Annotated in this window: 12 protein-coding genes; 2 read left to right on the top strand and 10 right to left on the bottom strand. The window is 69.6% G+C overall.

Annotated features, from left to right (window positions below; genetic code table 11):
• Positions 1–38 precede the first annotated feature (38 nt).
• The 5 genes from ACFVIV_RS26625 to ACFVIV_RS26605 form a co-directional block, all read right to left on the bottom strand.
• Positions 39–1,274: a serine/threonine-protein kinase gene (locus ACFVIV_RS26625; RefSeq protein WP_379200787.1), complete on the bottom strand. Its 1,236-nt coding sequence runs from the start codon at positions 1,272–1,274 to the stop codon at positions 39–41.
• A 263-nt stretch (positions 1,275–1,537) separates the two neighbouring features.
• Complete coding sequence (locus ACFVIV_RS26620; protein WP_379200785.1) at positions 1,538–2,710, bottom strand: vWA domain-containing protein; 1,173 nt, start codon at positions 2,708–2,710, stop codon at positions 1,538–1,540.
• Between the two features lie 52 nt (positions 2,711–2,762).
• Positions 2,763–5,024, bottom strand: coding sequence for a DUF5682 family protein (locus ACFVIV_RS26615; RefSeq protein WP_379200783.1), 2,262 nt, complete (start codon positions 5,022–5,024; stop codon positions 2,763–2,765).
• Positions 5,021–6,121 carry an AAA family ATPase gene (locus ACFVIV_RS26610; RefSeq protein WP_379200781.1) on the bottom strand — a complete coding sequence of 367 codons (1,101 nt, stop codon included), beginning with the start codon at positions 6,119–6,121 and terminating at the stop codon, positions 5,021–5,023. The genes ACFVIV_RS26615 and ACFVIV_RS26610 overlap by 4 nt, the downstream gene beginning before the upstream one ends.
• On the bottom strand, positions 6,118–9,261 hold the full coding sequence (locus ACFVIV_RS26605) for a DUF5691 domain-containing protein (protein ID WP_379200779.1): 3,144 nt from the start codon (positions 9,259–9,261) through the stop codon (positions 6,118–6,120). The genes ACFVIV_RS26610 and ACFVIV_RS26605 overlap by 4 nt, the downstream gene beginning before the upstream one ends.
• 298 nt (positions 9,262–9,559) lie before the next feature.
• Here ACFVIV_RS26605 and ACFVIV_RS26600 point away from each other — a divergent pair, with 298 nt between their 5' ends.
• Positions 9,560–9,877 (top strand): SelT/SelW/SelH family protein, encoded by a 318-nt coding sequence (locus tag ACFVIV_RS26600; RefSeq protein ID WP_379200777.1) that lies wholly within the window; start codon positions 9,560–9,562, stop codon positions 9,875–9,877.
• A gap of 34 nt (positions 9,878–9,911) precedes the next feature.
• Here the strand turns inward: ACFVIV_RS26600 and ACFVIV_RS26595 are convergent, their stop codons facing one another.
• A complete protein-coding gene (locus tag ACFVIV_RS26595; RefSeq protein WP_379200776.1) occupies positions 9,912–10,130 on the bottom strand; it encodes a zinc ribbon domain-containing protein in 219 nt (72 codons plus the stop codon).
• Between the two features lie 116 nt (positions 10,131–10,246).
• Here ACFVIV_RS26595 and ACFVIV_RS26590 point away from each other — a divergent pair, with 116 nt between their 5' ends.
• Positions 10,247–11,785 (top strand): carboxylesterase/lipase family protein, encoded by a 1,539-nt coding sequence (locus tag ACFVIV_RS26590; RefSeq protein ID WP_379200814.1) that lies wholly within the window; start codon positions 10,247–10,249, stop codon positions 11,783–11,785.
• Here the strand turns inward: ACFVIV_RS26590 and ACFVIV_RS26585 are convergent.
• The 4 genes from ACFVIV_RS26585 to ACFVIV_RS26570 form a co-directional block, all read right to left on the bottom strand.
• Positions 11,779–13,077: a cytochrome P450 gene (locus tag ACFVIV_RS26585; protein ID WP_379200774.1), complete on the bottom strand. Its 1,299-nt coding sequence runs from the start codon at positions 13,075–13,077 to the stop codon at positions 11,779–11,781. The two genes, ACFVIV_RS26590 and ACFVIV_RS26585, sit on opposite strands and share 7 nt — an antisense overlap.
• Before the next feature lie 10 nt (positions 13,078–13,087).
• On the bottom strand, positions 13,088–14,386 hold the full coding sequence (locus ACFVIV_RS26580) for a cytochrome P450 (RefSeq protein ID WP_379200772.1): 1,299 nt from the start codon (positions 14,384–14,386) through the stop codon (positions 13,088–13,090).
• A gap of 120 nt (positions 14,387–14,506) precedes the next feature.
• Positions 14,507–15,223, bottom strand: a complete 717-nt coding sequence (locus tag ACFVIV_RS26575) for a TIGR03089 family protein (RefSeq protein ID WP_379200770.1) — start codon at positions 15,221–15,223, stop codon at positions 14,507–14,509.
• Entirely contained in the window at positions 15,211–16,644 is a 1,434-nt protein-coding gene (locus ACFVIV_RS26570) for an LCP family protein (RefSeq protein WP_379200768.1), read from the bottom strand. The genes ACFVIV_RS26575 and ACFVIV_RS26570 overlap by 13 nt, the downstream gene beginning before the upstream one ends.
• Positions 16,645–16,692: the final 48 nt, after the last annotated feature.

Raw genomic sequence — 16,692 nt, 5'->3', positions numbered from 1 at the left:
CTGTTCGGTGACCGGCCGGCCGTCGTTGCGGTTCGCCGTCAGCGGGCCAGGATGACCGCGCCCGCGATGATCAGGATGATGATCACCGCGGTGACACCGGCGATGATCAGCCCGACGGGCGCCGAACTCTGCTGCGGTTGCGGCTGCGGACGGTACGCCGGCGGCGGCGTCGGCCGATTCGTGTACGCCGGGGTCGGATAGCCCGGACCCGAGTTCGGCGGCGCCTTGTACACCGGTCCGGGACCGGGCGGCGGCGAATAGGACGGCACCGGAGACGGATTCGGATAACCCGGCCCGGTTCCCGGCGTCGGTCCCACCATCGGCCGCGGTGTCGACTGCGCGGGCGGCGGCACCACCGGCTGCGGCCGCGCGGGCGTCGGCGGCCGGGGCGGCGCGACCTGCGGCTGCACGATGGGCTGCGGCCGCACCGGCGTCGGCGGGCGCGGGGGAGCGGCCGGCGCCGACAGCACCCGTTCCACCGCCGCCGCGAATTCCGTGCACGACCGGAACCGATCCTGCGGCCGCTTGGACAGCGCCCGCGACAGCACCCCGTCGATCGCCCGCGGCAGATTCTGCCGCTTGGTGGTGGCCGGTGGCGGCGGCTGCTGCAGATGCCCGCGGATCACCGCCGCCGGACTGGTCCCCTCGAACGGCACCACCCCGGTCAGCAACTGGAACGTGGTGCACGCCAGCGCGTACTGATCCGACCGCCCGTCAATGGTCGCCCCGGTCAATTGCTCGGGTGAGGCGTACGCCAGCGTCGCGGTCACCGTCCCCGTCTGCGTGAGATGCCCCGTATCGTCCCGCAACCGCGCGATCCCGAAGTCGGTGAGATACACCCGCTCCCCACTGGCCCCCGCCGAGGACCGCGCCAGCAGAATGTTCGCCGGCTTCACATCCCGATGCAGCACCCCCCGCCCATGCGCGTAATCCAGCGCCTTAGCAGTCTCCCCGATAATCTGCGCCGCCCGCATCGGCGGCAACGATCCGGGACTGACCGCCGAGGCATTCACCCCATCGATGTACTGCATGGAGATCCACAGCTGCTCCCCCTCCGTCCCCCGGTCGTACACCGTGACGATATTCGGATGATCGAGCTGCGCGACGAGATCAGCCTCCCGCACGAACCGTGCCCGAATCTCCTCATCGGAGAACATCTCCTGATTCAGCAACTTCAACGCGGTCTTCCGCGGCAGCCGTGGATGCCGAGCCAGATACACCGACCCCATACCGCCGCGACCGAGCTCGCGTTCGATGACGTAACCGGCGAACACATCACCAGGGTGCAAAGCCGAGCCCCCGTTTCCACGAGACAGATCCGCTGGCAGCGTATCAGCGTCGGCCGACCCCGCTCCCCGGTCCGGACCGGACAGCGGCCGCCATCAGGACCGACCACCCCGCCATGACCACGATGTTCGGGCAGGCGACACCCCGCGCCAGAGTTGGTCATGCGATCACCGGGAACTGGCGGCGGCGTTCGTCGAGAAGGGTCCGCCACCAGTTCCCAGTCGACGGTGTTTCAAATCGAGAGTGGCCGCTATGTCGTGGCGCGGCCCGCATTGGCGTGGGCCCAGGCTTCGACATCGCCCTTGTCGAGGGCTACGGCGAGGAGGTCGGGGAAGCGGTCGGGGGTGCAGGCGAAGGCGGGGACGCCGAGGGTGTTGAGGGCGGCGGCGTTGTCGCGGTCGTAGGAGGGGGCGCCTTCGTCGGAGAGGGCCAGGAGGACGATTACTTGGACGCCTGAATCCTTCAGGGTGCGGATGCGGCGGAGCATTTCGGCTCGGACGCCGCCTTCGTAGAGGTCTGAGATGAGGACGAAGAGGGTGTCGGACGGTCGGGTGATCAATGATTGGGAGTAGGCGATGGCTCGGTTGATGTCGGTGCCGCCGCCGAGCTGGGTGCCGAAGAGGACGTCTACCGGGTCGGAGAGTTTTTCGGTGAGGTCGACTACGGCGGTGTCGAAGACGATCAAGGACGTTTTGAGGGAGCGCATGGTGGCGAGGACTGCGCCGAAGACGGAGGCGTAGACGACGCTGGAGGCCATGGAGCCGGATTGGTCTATGGCCAGGACTACGTCGCGGCGGACGGCTTGGGCTTTGCGGCCGTAGCCGACGAGGCGTTCGGGGACGACGGTTTTGTGGTCGGGGAGGTAGTTGGCCAGGTTCTTGCGGATTGTGGTGTTCCAGTCGATGTCTCGCAGTTTGGGGCGGGAGACTTTTGCCGCGCGGTTCAGGGCGCCACCTACGGCGGCCACGGTTTGGGCGGCCAGGCGGCGTTCGATTTCGCGGACGACTTTTTCGACGACCGTGCGGGCGGTGGTCTTGGTGGTTTCGGGCATGACCCGGTTGAGGCTGAGCAGGGTGCCGACCAGGTGGACGTCGGGTTCGACTGCTTCCAGAAGCTCCGGCTCGAGCAGCAATTCGGTGAGGTTGAGGCGGTCGACGGCATCGCGCTGCATGACCTCGACCACGGTGGACGGGAAGTAGCGACGGATGTCGCCGAGCCAGCGGGCCACCTGGGGTGCGGAGCCGCCCAGGCCGCCGGAGCGGCGGCCGCCGGATGGATTCTGGCCGTCGGAGTCGTAGAGGGCGCCCAGGGCGCGGTCCATGGCCACATCATCGGCGGCTCCGAGGCCGCCCAGCCCGGATTCGGCGGCGCCGCCCAACACCAGGCGCCAGCGGCGCGATTGCAGTTCGTCGATCTCGCTCATTGCATTCCCTTCACGGGTGGGGCTTCGCATTTCAGCGGATGCGGCGGTTGGCTCATTGGGCCATGCCGAGGATTTCGGCGGCTGCGCGCAAGGCGATCGTGCCGCGCTCGGTGTCGTAGTCGGTGGCCCCAGGGGCGGAGGTTGCCGGCGCGCTGTGGCGGACGGCTTGGCCGATGGCCTGGCGTTCGCCGGAGTCGAAGCCGCCGAAGGTGCGGCGGAGTAGCGGCAGGGTGGTGACGAACTGGTCTTCCGCCAGGCCGCGTAGCCAGGTGTCGATGAGGGACAGCAGGTTTCGGTCGTGAACCAGGAGCAGGCCGCGGCCGCCGAGGAAGCCGTCGATCCAGGCGGCTTTGTCCGCGGGGGTGCGGCCCACCGAGAGGGCTGCCGAGAGGCGGCGGGCGGATTCGGTCGCGTCGATGCGCTCGGCATCGCAGAGCAAGCGGACGGCGCGGCCGGATAGGCCGCCGTGGATATCGTCGCGGTCGGCCAGGGCCTGCAGGGCGGATAGCCAAGTGCCGGTGGCCCATTCGTCATTGCGGGCGGACAGCGCCAGGTGCACCGCATCGATCAGGGCGCGGAGTTCGGCGGCTGCATCGCCGTCGAGACCGGTGACCGCGCCCGGCAAGCCCGCGCAGCTGCGGACCAGGAGGCTGTCGGCGACCCGGGTGAGCGCCGCGGTGTCGGTGCCGCGCACATCGCCGTAGCGGAGCGTGCGCAGCACCCCGGGCAGGGCCGCGAGCAGGTGGGTGACGTCGTGATCCAGGGCCGCAACGGATTCCAGGCGGGCGATGAGGCCGTCGGTCGCACCGCCCAGATCGGCGAGCAATGCTGATTCCAGGGCGGCGGCCACCTGACCCACCTTGGCGTCGGGGGCCGACACCAGATCGAGGATCTTGGCCTCGGCGGCGGTTTGCAAGGTGGTGCCCCAGCGCGCCGCCTCCACCACGGCGACCGCGAGCTCCGGACGCCATTGCAGCGTCCAGGTTTCCCGGAAGGTGCCGGTATTGCGGACCTGGCTGTCGGTGAGCCGCCCCCAATCGACGCCGAGCAGCCGGAGCCGGTGCAGCAGGCGGGATCTCGCCACCCCGCCGTCGGTGCGCAGATCCAGATCGAGCTGCTTCTCCAGGGTCTGCTGTTTGAGCCGCAAGGTCTTGATCTGGGCGCGCAGGTCGGCTTCCAACGGCACGGTCGGAGTCCCGTCGGGCACCGCGCCCATGGCCTCGCCCACCACGAGTTCGGTGCTGACCAGCCGCAGCATGGTCTCGTCACCGTCGCACAGCACCGCCCGGGTCGCCTCGGTCACCTCGGACAGACCGGCCAGCGGGCGGTCCCGCAGGGTCGCGAGAGTCTCTGCCAGCCGGACCGATTCGATGATGTGGGCGCTCGACACCGGCAGATCGTGCTGCCGCAGCATGCCCGCGACCTTGGTCAGCCAGCGGGTGATGGGCTGGTCCGGTTGCGTGAACAGATGGTGATACCAGCCCGGCGAGGTGACGCCCGCGCCGTAGCCGGAAGAGCTGGCCAGCCGCGAATGCGTCCACGGCACCCAGGTCAGTGTGGCCTTGCCTTTGGGCAGGCCCTTGAGCAGGCGGGCATCGGCCGCGGCCGGGCCGAGATTGCCCTCGAGCGCCGGCGCGTGCCAGGCGCCGCACACCACGGCCAGCCGCTGCGCGCCGCCCTTCAGCACCTTCCGCATGACCTGCCGCATATGCGCCTCGCGGCGCAGGGTGTGCGGATCGACTACAATGCTCTGGGTGGCGATGTCCGTGCCATCGGCGGCCGTCTCGGTTTCGTCGAAATCCTGCTCGGCGTACTCGCGCAGCGCCCCCATCGCTTCGTTGACGGCGGCGAAAATATCGGCGTCCGAAGTGGATTCGACAATGGCGTCCCACCAGCGTTCGGCGTCGTCGTAGCCGCCGGCGGCGGCCAGCAGCGCCAACGGATCGGTCCGGTCGCCCGGCTCGTCGCGCAGCGCCAGCGCGGTGGCCGCCGGTAGATCGCAGAAGCCAACGGACACACCGTTTTCCGCGGCATAGCTCAGGGCCTGCCATTCGGGGGAGAAGATCGCGAAGGGCCACATGGCGGCCGTCGAAGGCTCATCCGGCCGGTAGCCGAGCAGGGCCACCGGCGGTTCCATCCCGTCCGCGGAGACGTATCCGATGAGCGGATCGGCGTCGGCCGGGCCTTCGATGAGAATCGCGTCGGGACCGAACTTTTCGAGCGCGAGGCGCAGGGAGCGTGCCGAGCCGGGGCCGTGGTGGCGGATCCCGAAGATCCGGGTCTCCGTCCCGACGGAGGTGTTCACCGTGGTCATCCATTCACCTCACGGCAGGCCCGGTAGAAGTCGGCCCAGTCCGAACGCTGGCGGACAACGGCTTCCAGGTATTCGGTCCACACCACCGAATCCGCGACCGGATCCTTGATGACCGCGCCCAGCACCGCACCGGCGATATCGGAGGCGCGCAGCACACCGTCCCCGAAATGCGCCGCCAGGGCGAGCCCATTGGTGATCACCGAGATCGCCTCGGCCGTGGACAGCGTCCCGGACGGCGACTTCAGCTTGGTGCGGCCGTCCTCGGTCATGCCGGAGCGCAGTTCGCGGAAGACCCGCACCACGCGCCGCACCTCCTCGGCGGCCGCGGGCACGGCGGGCAATTCCAGTGCGGCGCCGAGCTGTTCGACGCGGCGGGTGACGATGGCGACCTCTTCATCCTCACCGGCCGGCAGCGGCAGCACCACGGTATTGAAGCGCCGCCGCAGCGCGGAGGAGAGCTCGTTCACACCGCGGTCGCGATCATTGGCCGTGGCAATGAGGTTGAATCCCTTGGCCGCCTGCACTTCCGTGCCCAGCTCGGGCACCGGCAGCGTCTTCTCCGACAGCACGGTGATGAGCGCGTCCTGCACATCCGACGGAATGCGGGTGAGCTCCTCCAGCCGGGCGATGGACCCGGCGCGCATGGCCGTCATGATCGGCGAGGGCACCAGCGCCGCCTCGCTCGGCCCCTCGGCCAGCAGGCGGGCATAGTTCCAGCCGTAGCGGATGGCCTCCTCCGCGGTCCCCGACGTGCCCTGCACCAGCAGCGTGGACCTCCCGGCCACCGCGGCCGCGAGATGTTCGGACACCCAGGTTTTCGCGGTGCCCGGCACGCCGATGAGCAGCAGCGCCCGATCGGTGGCGAGCGTGGCGACCGCGACCTCCATGAGCCGGCGCGGGCCCACGTACTTGGGACTGATCACGGTGCCGTCGGCGAGCGTGCCGCCGAGCAGATAGGTGACCACCGCCCACGGCGACAGCTTCCAGGACGGCGGGCGCGGGCGATCGTCGGCCGCCGCCAGCGCGGCCAGCTCATCGGCGAAGGCTTGTTCGGCATGCGGGCGCAGCAGGGCGTCCCGCTCCTGAGTGATGGTCACGTCAACTCCTCGAGCATCGTCTTGCGCTGAATAAGGTCGTGGGCGAGCTGGTCGAAAGCCTGCTCCCAGTAGGGTTCTCCGCATTTGCGGGCGATTCCGGTCACCATGTCCGCCACGCTCACCGGGAAATGGGCGGAGGCCGCGCGGAAGAGGGTGCGATACGAACCCGGCACCAGGCTCGGTGCGCCGGGCCGATCGGCGGACAGCTGCGCGCGCTCCAGCAGCAGTCGCAGCACGTGCTCGGCCATGGTGTTCGGCCACGGATGCGGCATGGCGCGCAACAGCGATTCGATCTCGGCGAGCCAGCTGGAGTCCAGCCGCCGCAGATGCCGCACCTGATCCTCCTCGGGTTGCAGGGCGAACAGCTCGCGCAGCTTCTCACTGTCCACCTCACCCGCCTCCGGCGTCCCGAAGGTGCCGAACAGCGCCGCCGCCCACTGCGAATTCCGCTGGGCCAGTGCGGCATCGGCCCACCCGGAGAACATGGGCCCGCGCACGCCCTCGGCCATGGGCGCCCGCACCGCCTGCTGCGGCGGCCCGAGCACCCGCTCCCAGTGCCGCAGCGGCGTCCCCGCCACCACCCGGTGCAGCCATTCGGCCGCCAGATCCGGTGCGCCGTCGGCCCGATACGCGGTGTACCCGAAGGCATCCCCGATGCCGTCGCGCCGGGCGGCATCATCGAGCACGCCCGGGCCCGTGGTGGTCAGCTGCGGCTGCCGCAGCCGCTGCCCGAAGCTCAACCAGGCGGCGGCCCGCGCGGTCATCCGCTGCGCGAAGGCCGAATCCGGCAGTCTGCCCAGCAGATCCGCCGCCAGCCGCCGCACTTCGGCCCGCCGGTCGTCGAGCGCCTCCTCCAGCAGCCGCTCATCCTCCAGCGACAGCCCCCCGGCCAGCACCGCCAGCAATTCCATCTTCTGCGGCCCGGCCTCGGTCCCCCACGAACTGCTCAATGCCGCCCGCGCCGCCCCCGGATCCCGCTGCCGCAACTGCGCCAGCCACGCCCGCCGCTCCGCCGCCCGCCCGTGCGACCACACCGACTCGTCATCGGCCGCCGCCCGCACCAGCGTCCGCCACCCGGGATGCTGCCCGGCCAGCCACCGCCCCCGCGCCCCCGCCAGCCGCAGCAATGACTCCCGATGCGGTGCAAGCGCTTTGGCGCGCTCCAGCAGTAGGCTGCTCATCGCATCCGGAGCCCGGAAATCATGCCGCGCGGCCGCAGCGAACCACTCCTCCAGGAACGGCGAGTTGTCCTGCAGCAGCGCCGCCAGCCGATCGGCCGCGCCCTGCGGCAACAGCGGCCGCTCATCCTCATCCGCAACGCCATCCCGCTCCGCCGTCCCCGCCGGCACTCCGCCGCGCGCGAAACAGTCCTGCAATGCAACGGATTCCAGCAGGAGTGCGGCCGGTTCCCCGCTCAAACGGGCCGCGGCCGTCGCTACCGGTGCGGCCAGTCCCTCGGGCTCGCCGCCACGGCGAGCCGTCCCGACCAATGCGGTGGAAACCAGCTCCGCCCCGACGCCGGCGGCACCGGACTCGATCGGAACCCCGCTCGGCATCCCTCGCGAATTACCGTCCCCGACAACAACATCCACCACAGCGCCGGAGGTGAACGCCGCAATCGGCACCACGCCGTCGGCGGTCCACTCACCGATCAACGTCACGGGATGCCCACCCGACAGGCCCAACAGCCGCCACGGCTCACCGTCCCCGATCGCAACCGGCAGCGCCGTTCCATCGGATTCCAGGACATGCCAGCCGTTCTCACCGCGTACCGGCATAATTTCCGCCAGCAGAATCGGCCATCCGCGCAGAAAGGGATCGGCGCCGACCGCCTCCGCATGAGACGACAGCGCGGCCGCAATGCTGCCCGGGCGGACCCCGTCCGAGATATCGGATTCCGCTGATCCGGCGTATGGCCGTACGGCGTTCGGGCCCGCAGGCGCGTCGCCGCGGGTACGCACCTGGTCGGCGTCACTGTCGGCCGCACCGTTCGGAGCGTCGACTCCATTGATCGGGGCCGTGTCGGCGCGCGTGATTCCGGCCTGCCCGTTGTCCGGCAGGATCTCTATACCGAGATCGGTTGGTGCCATCCGGAATTCGAGCGTGGTGTAGGGCTCCGGATGGTGGTGCCGGGTGCCCCAGAGGGCGCGCAGGGGTGCGGCGGCGGGGTAGAAGTGGAGATCGGCGTCGATCTGCTGGCCGGGGACCGGGGTGTCGGGCGGGAAGGTGGGGCTGCCGTAGTTGTGGTCGATGAGCAGGGCCCAGCGGGCGGTGCTGCGGCCGCGCAACCAGACTCGGCGGGTGTGCAGGCCGTCTTCCGCGGAGGTGTGCTGTCCGAGGACCATCCAGTGGTCGCGGACGGGAGGTTCGGCGCGGACGGATTCCGCGGGGGTGGGATAGCCGATGTGGGTGCGAACGCTGGATCGCAGGGCGGGGGAGAGGTCGGCCAGGCGGCGGTGCGCGGTGGCCAGCAGGTGCAGGCGGGCGTATTCGCGCAGGAGTTGCTGGGGCCAGTCGGAGCGAGTGCTCAGGCGCGGCAGCCGGCGGAGGGTGAGGGCTATGCCGGGGGCTTGGGCGTCGACCATGCGGGCGGCCACGGATTCGAACGCGTGGTGCGAGCGGTCGGCTTGGGCCAGGCCGGTGCGGATCTGGTCGGTGAGCCAGGTGTCGAGGTCGGCCAGGCCGGCGGTGACGCGGGCCTGGCGCTGATCGGTGCCGGCGGAGCCGGTAGCGCGGGAGGGTTTCGCCGCGGGCGCGGACTTCGACTCGGGGTCGGCCTTTTTCGCCTCTCGGGCGGCGCGGACGGCCAGCCATTCGGCGGCGAAATCATCGAGGGTGTCGGTAGTGGGCACCGCGCCCTCGGACCAGCATTGCAGCAGGGAGAGGGCGTGTTTGCACGGGAATTTGCGGCTCGGGCAGGAGCATTTGTAAGCCGGGCCGGAAATATCGATGATGGTTTGATACGGCGTGCTGCCGCTGCCGGTGCACAGGCCCCACAGGGTCATCTCGTGGTGGCCGGTGGTGGTCCACTTGCCGCGCAACTTGCGGGCCGCGGTGAGCGAGGCGGCATCGGGTGCGATCGCGGCGATCTGATCGGCGGTCCAGGCGGTGGTCATCGATCCCCCTTCCTTCGTTGCCATGATTTCTATCGCACCGCACCGACAAGCCCCCGAATGTGAAACGCTCCCGCGCGATGTGAAAAGGCCAGTGCAAAACGCGAATTCGATCTTCCGGAATCGCCCGCCCGAGTTACCGTTGAGCAAGGCCCGGACATCATCTGATCGAAGGAGCTTTCATGAGTCCCTGGACCGTCTTGAGTCTGCTGACCACCGGCTCCGCCATCGCCCTCAATGCCAGTTCCCTCTTGCTGAACATCCTGAGTCTGTTCACCCTGCTCGCCCCCTGATCCCGCCCCGCACCCACGGTAGGGTGCCCGGTATGCCCCGCGTCGCGATCGAATACTGCACACAGTGCCGCTGGCTGCTGCGCGCGAGCTGGATGGCTCAAGAGTTGCTGTCCACCTTCGCCACCGACCTCTCGGAGGTGGCGCTCATCCCCGGTGAAGGCGGCGTCTTCCGCATCACCGTGGACGGCGAACAGATCTGGGAGCGCAAGGCGGACGGCGGTTTTCCCGATATCGCCGTCCTCAAGCAACGCGTCCGCGACCGCGTCGCCCCCGGCCGCTCCCTCGGCCACGCGGACAAGGCCTCCGGCGGCCCGGCCGAGCCCACCGGCAACTCCGACTCGGCCGGCTGAACCGTGCGGTCCCGGCTGAGTCGCGTCGTCGAGATCAGCCGCAGCAACCGCCGCCGCAGCACCCGCCGCCCGCGGGCGCGGACGGCGTCGGCGCGCTGCTCCCACCACTGCTGACCACCCCGAAAGTGGTCAGCAGCTTCACGCTGTCCTCATGCCCCTGCGGGCAGATCGCCGGATCCGAGGCTTCGGCCATCGGGCGGCTCTTCTCGAAGGTGTCACCGCAGCTGCGGCAGCGATACGAATAACTCGGCACGAGCCCAGGGTAAATGACGCGCTGCTCACGATGGCGCGGTCTGTACTCATGCACTCGGTACCCTCGTTTTACGAGGTACGAGGAGGTCGGTTGTGAGCACTCGGTTCTTCGACACGATGGCGCAGGAGGACACCGATCCGGTGGCGCGAACCGGATCCGGCGAGGTGAGAGGCCGTAGGCAGGGGCCGGTCGCGGTGTGGCGCGGGATTCCCTATGCCGCCGATGCGGGTGGCGCGAACCGATTCCGGCTGCCGCAGCCGCCGGAGCCCTGGGACGGGGTGCGCGATTGCGCCGAGTTCGGGGAGGTGGCGCCGCAGAGCGCCGGGTTCGTGCCGGTGGATTCCGGGCTGCGCATGGGGGAGGACTGTCTGTGGGTGAATGTGTGGGCCCCGGTCGAACCCGCCGATGACCCGCGTCCGGTCATGGTGTGGATTCACGGCGGCGCGTTCTGCTTGGGCACCGCGGCGCAGGCCATCTACGACGGCAAGCGGATGGCCGAGACCGGCGGGGTTGTGGTGGTGGGGGTGAACTACCGCCTCGGTGCGCTCGGCTTCCTCGATCTGTCCTCGCTCGGCCCGGAGTTCGTGCCGAATCTGGGACTGCACGATCAGCTCGCCGCCCTGGAGTGGGTGCGCGACAATATCGCGGCCTTCGGCGGCGACCCGGACAATGTGACCGTCTTCGGCGAATCCTCGGGGGCGGGCTGTGTGACGGCCCTGCTCACCTCGCCGCGCGCCGCCGGGCTGTTCCATCGCGCCATTGCCCAATCCCCGCCCGCCACCACGGTTTTCGGTCCGGGCTACGCGGCGACCGTGGCCAAACGGTATCTGGAGATCCTGGAGCTGGCGCCCGAGCGCGGCGCCGAACTGCTGGATATGCCCATCGAGCGGCTCATCACCGGTGCGGGCATTCTGCTCGACGAGGTGCCTACCCGGGAGCCGGGACGGCTGGCCGCCGCGCCGGTGGTGGACGGCGACGTGCTGCCGTCCTATCCGAGTGAGCGCTTCCAGGAAGGGCTTTCGCATCACGTGCCGTTGATCATCGGCACCAACAAGGACGAGGCCTCGCTGTTCCGGGTGTTTCGCTCGCCCATCATGCCGGTCACCCCGGACGCCGTGAACGCCATGCTGCGCGGCGTGGCCGCCGAACATCCGGGCATGTCACCGGAGCGCATTGCCGAAATCGCCTCCGCCTACGGGGATCTCAGCACCCCGCGCGGCGCCATGTCGATGTCCACCGATGCGGCCTTCCGCATGCCCGCGCACTGGGTCGCCAATGCGCACTCCCGGCATTCGCCGACCTGGATGTACCGCTTCGACCATGCCACGCCCATGCTGAAGGCGGCCCGTGTCGGCGCCGGTCACGCCACCGAATTGCCGTACGTCTTCGGCAATTTCGGGTCCTTCGACTACGACCCGACCTTCTGGCTGGGCGGTCGCAAAGCCGCCCAGGATATTTCGGGCCGCACCATGCGCCGCTGGACGGCCTTCGCCGGGTACGGGGTGCCCGCCGCGCTGGACGGCTCCAAGCACTGGCCGCCCTATACCGAGGACAAGCGCACCACGCTGGTCATCGACGCCGTCGATCGGGTCGTGGATGATCCCGACCGCGACCGCAATTCGGTGTGGGGCGACCAGGCCGTCGGCTTCTACTGAACGGCGGCGGGTGCGCGCCGCCCCAGCCGCACCGGCAGGTGCGCGTAGCCGTGCAAGTTGAACAGCGGCCGGCGTTCCGGCGCGCCCGAGAGTTCCAGTCCGGGAAAGCGTTCGAACAACGACCGCAGCGCGTGCCCGCCCTCCATACGCGCGAGGCTGGCGCCGAGGCAGGAGTGCACACCGCTCGAGAACGACAGGTGCTCCCTGGCATTCGGCCGGGTGACATCGAACCGATTCGGTTCCTCGAAGACCTTCGGATCCCGATTGGCCCCGGCCAGCGCGAGCGCCACCACACTGCCCTCGCGCAAGATCGTGCCGTCCAGCTCCACGTCGCACAGCGCCACCCGGGCGGTGGTCTGCACCGGCGGATCGAAACGCAGGATCTCCTCCACGGCCCGGGGCCACAGCTCCGGTTCCTCCCGCAGCCGCGCCAGCTGCTCGGGATGCGAAAGCAGTTGCACCACACCATTGCCGATGAGGTTGACGGTGGTCTCGAAGCCCGCGCCCATGAGCAGCGTCGCGGTCGACTTCAGCTCGTGATCGTCCAGATCGCCCGCGGTCACCAGGCTGGACAGTATGTCGTCCCCGGGCGCCCGCCGCAGCTCGGCGATATGCCGGTCCAGATAGGCGTCCGTCTCCGCGATGGCCCCGGCCGCCCGCTTCCAGACCCGCCAGGACACACCGAGATCCAGCAGCGGCGTCACCCGTTCGCCCCAGCCCAGGAAGGTCTCGCGATCCCGCTCCGGGAAGCCGAGCATGCTCGAGATGATGGCGATCGGCACCTGCGCGGCGAAGGCCGAGACCAGATCGGCGGATCCGTTGTCGGGCAGGGCTTCCAGCAGTTCCGCCGTCACCGACACCACGCGATCGCGCAACCGGCCGACGGCGCGCGGCGTGAACGCGGCCGACACCGATTTGCGCAACCGGGTGTGCTCGGGCGGATCCAGCAGCAGCATGGCCGGCGGTTCCACCGGACTGGCGGGCAGCGCCGCCGCGCGCGCCAGCCGGACAACGGCGGCGGGCAGCGGCCACCGCTCCATGGTGTACGTCCCGAATCGACTGTCGCGCAGAATGTTCCGGCTCACCTCGTAGTCGGTGGTCACCCACATGAGCGGGTTCGGCGCCAGCCGTCCCCGCGCGCGCAGCGCCTCCAGCTGCGGGTACGGATCGCGAAGACCCTCGGCGCTGCCCATGAGCCGCGCGAACGGATCCCCGCGCCGGGCCTGCCAGCGCAGCAGCGTTCGCACCGACCCGTGCTCGAGCCCCCATCGGAGCCAGTATCGCGGCGTCATGATCGCCCGCTCAGACCGCGGCCGCGGCGCGCTGACCCAGCCGCACCGGCAGGTGTGAATACCCGTGCAGCGTGAACAGCGGCCGGCGGCGCGGCGGGCCCGCCAGCGCCAGATCCGGGAAGCGGTCGAACAGTGAGCGCAGTGCGTACACCGCTTCCATCCGCGCCAGGCTCGCCCCCAGGCAGCTGTGCACGCCGCTGGAGAACGACAGGTGATCCTTGGCGTTCGAACGGGTGATGTCGAAGCGGTTCGGGTCCTCGAAGACCTTCGGATCGCGATTGGTCCCGGCCAGCGACATGACCACCGTGCCGCCCCGGCGCAGCCGCACGCCCCCGAATTCGGTATCGCTCAGGATGACCCGCCCCGTGGTCTGTATGGGCGCGTCGAAACGCAGCACCTCTTCGACGGCATTGGACCACAACTCCGGTTCCTCCCGCAGCCGCGCGAGCTGCTCGGGATGCGAGAGCAGTTGCACCACGCCATTGCCGATGAGGTTGACGGTGGTCTCGAAGCCCGCGCCCATGAGCAGGCTGGCGGTGGCCTTCAATTCCTGATTGTCCAGATCGCCCGCGGTGACCAGGCTGGACAGGATGTCCTCGCCCGGCTCGCGGCGCAGCCGCGCGATGTGTTCGTCCAAGTAGCTGTCCATGACCTGCATGGAGACCAGGGCCGACCGCCAGGTACGCCAGGAGATGCCCAGATCCAGCAGCGGGCTCATGGCGTCGCCCCACTCCAGGAATTCGGCGCGGGATTCGCGGGGGAAACCCAGCATTTCGGCAATGATGGCGATGGGCACCTGGGAAGCGAAGGAGCCGATCAGATCGGCGGACCCGTTCGAGGGCAGGGCGTCGAGCAGTTCGGCGGTCACCGATTCCACCCGGTCCCGCAATCGGCCGATGGCGCGCGGGGTGAAGGCCGCCGAGACCGGCTTGCGCAATCTGGTGTGTTCCGGCGGATCGGTCATGAGCATGGACGGCGGTTCCACCGGATTGGCCGGCATGGGCGCGGAGCGAATGAACCGGCGCAGCGGCTCCGGCACCGCCACCGCCTCGATGGCGAACACCCCGAAGCGGTTGTCGCGCAGCATGGCCCGGGTCAGCTCGTAGTCGGCGGTCAGCCAGCTCAGCGGCGAGCGCACCATCCGGCCCTGCGCGCGCACGCTCTCGATTATCGGATACGGGTCGTGCAATCCCGCATGGGTGGCGTGCAGTCGCGCGAACGGATCACCGCGGCGCGCCTGCATCCGCATGCCGTAGCGGGCTATTCCTTGTTCGGAGAACCATCGGACCCAGTAGCGCGGGCTGACCATCGCTGACTCCCTCGTCGTCGGATGGTCTCCACGGTACGGAAATCCATAGGGGTGGAAAACATCCCGGGGAGTGAGCGAATACTCCTACCGCGGTAGGAGTCGGCTGCGCTGTGCGGTCGGTCAGCCCCGCTGTGCGGTCACCCGCTCCGTGTCGACGCGGCGCTCCTGGGCGGCCGCGTCCGGGTTGGCGACCTGCACCAACGACGCGCCCGCCGCCAATACGGCGATGAACCCGTCGATCAATTCGGCCGGGGTGTCCCACGAACTGCTGGAAAGCACGCGATCACCGGCGGTGAACCCCTGCCGCGCCGCCGATTTACGGGCCGCTTCCAGCGCCTCCGATACCGACATGCCATCCAGCGCGCAGCCGATCCCGCCCGGCCGGAACTGATCGCCGTGCACGCGCACCGAGGTCGCGTAATCGGTGATTCCAATCGGCAGATCGCGCACCGGCATGCCCATGGGATCCAGCGACAGCGCCGCGATCTCCGGAATATCCCCGGCCTCGTCGATGCGGTCCGCGGTGACCAGCGCCAGCTCGGCGTCCTGATCGGCGTGCAGCACCACCTCGACCCCCGCCCACCAGCAGCCCAGCAGCACGGCCGCGGTCTGCCAGTGCGCGGGCAGCAGCACCGCCACCCGGCTGCCCGAGGACAGCCCGAATTCGTCGCGGATCATATTGGCGGTCTTGGCCGCCCAGTTGGCCAGCGTCAGCGCCGACAGTTCGATGCGCGCGCCGGTGGCGTCGTCGTAATAGGTGATGCGCGGGCCCGCCGGATCGCGGGCCAGGATGGGGTCGAGCACCGCTTCGGTGAGGGTCTCGTCTAGTTCACGCATTTGGGTCCGTTCTGCCCGGCATCGATGGGTGGAGCTGGCGGTACCGGCGTCATGGTCGAGCTGGTGAACATTCCGGTCCCCCCGCTCGCTGTCGCCGAACCCGGACCAGAGTAGTCACTCGCCAGCACCACCCGGACCGCCCCCTGCGGCAGCCCGGCGTCGGCGATCACCGGCAGGCCGCCCAGGGCCTGCGCCACCGCGCGGGCCTTCGGGTCGCTCCCGCCGGCCGCCAGCACCCGGCTGCTCTGCACCGGTCCGCCGATCCAGTTGTCCACGGTGCCGGTGCGGAAACCCTTGGCGGCCAGCGCCTGTGCCGCCTGCCCGGCCAGCCCGCCCACGCCGCTGGCGTTGTAGACGTCCGCGGTGACGGTGGCCGGATCGACGCCGCCGGTCTCCTCGTGCGAGTCCGCGTCCTCGCCGACCATCTTGGCGACGTACTTCTGCACCGCCGCCGGATCGACCCGCACCACCGATTCGCCGTCATCGGTCCAGCCGTTGAGATCCTTGACCGGAATGGTCTCGAACTTCACCTGCCCGCCGGACAGGTCTTGCAGCTGGTGCAGGAAGGCCAGCACATCCCAATTGTCGTCGAGCACCACCGTGCGGCCCACCGCGTCGCTGAGTTCCTGTAGCCGGCCCGGATTGGTGAGCGTCCTGGCGCTCAGCACCTGGTGCACCAGTTGCGCCATGTACACCTGCTGACGCACGATGCGGTCCAGATCGCCGCGCGGCAGTTCGTGCCGCTGCCGCACGAAGCTCAAAGCCTGTGCGCCGTCCAGCCGTTGCCGCCCGGCCGGGAAGTCCGCGCCCGACATCGGTTCGTACACCGCGTTGTTCAGGCAGACCTCGACCCCGCCGACGGCATCGGTGAGCAGCACGAAACCGAGCAGCCCGACCTCCGCGTAGTGGTCGACGGTCAGGCCGGTGAGGTTGGCGACCGATTTGATCAGCGCCTGCCGCCCGGCCAGGGTGGACTCCTGATCGGCCTCCTCCGGCGCCACCCCCTTGTCGAGGAGTTTCTGCTGCTCGTTCAGTTTGGTGGTGCCGTACGCGGAGTTGATCTTGCCCATGCCCAGGCCCGGGATATCGACATAGGAATCGCGGGGAATCGAGATGGCCGTCGCGGACTCGCCGTTGTTGGGCACCCGGATGAGCACGATGGTGTCGGTATTGAGTCCCACCTCGTCGCCCGCGTGCAGCATGGCCCGCTCCGCATCGGTGAGCGGATTGCCGTGCGCGTCGGTGCGGCTGTCGATGCCCACCATGAGGATGTCGACCGCGCCGTCCTTGCCCCCGCCCAGACCCAGATCGCCGATCCGGTTGATGCTCGACACCAGCTGATCCACGCTGTGCCAGCCGAACCCGGTGGCCGCCAGCACCAGCACCGCGGCCAGCGCCGACAACACCCGCGGCGGCGTCATCCGGAACGCCCGTGAACGCGGCGACCTGGGCCGCCGCGACGGTAGCGG

Origin of the sequence: Nocardia sp. NPDC127526, from assembly GCF_042672265.1 — a bacterium.
Classification (GTDB): Bacteria; Actinomycetota; Actinomycetes; order Mycobacteriales; family Mycobacteriaceae; genus Nocardia.
Note: the sequence above shows the minus strand (reverse complement) of the source record. Positions and strands in the feature narration are given on the sequence as shown.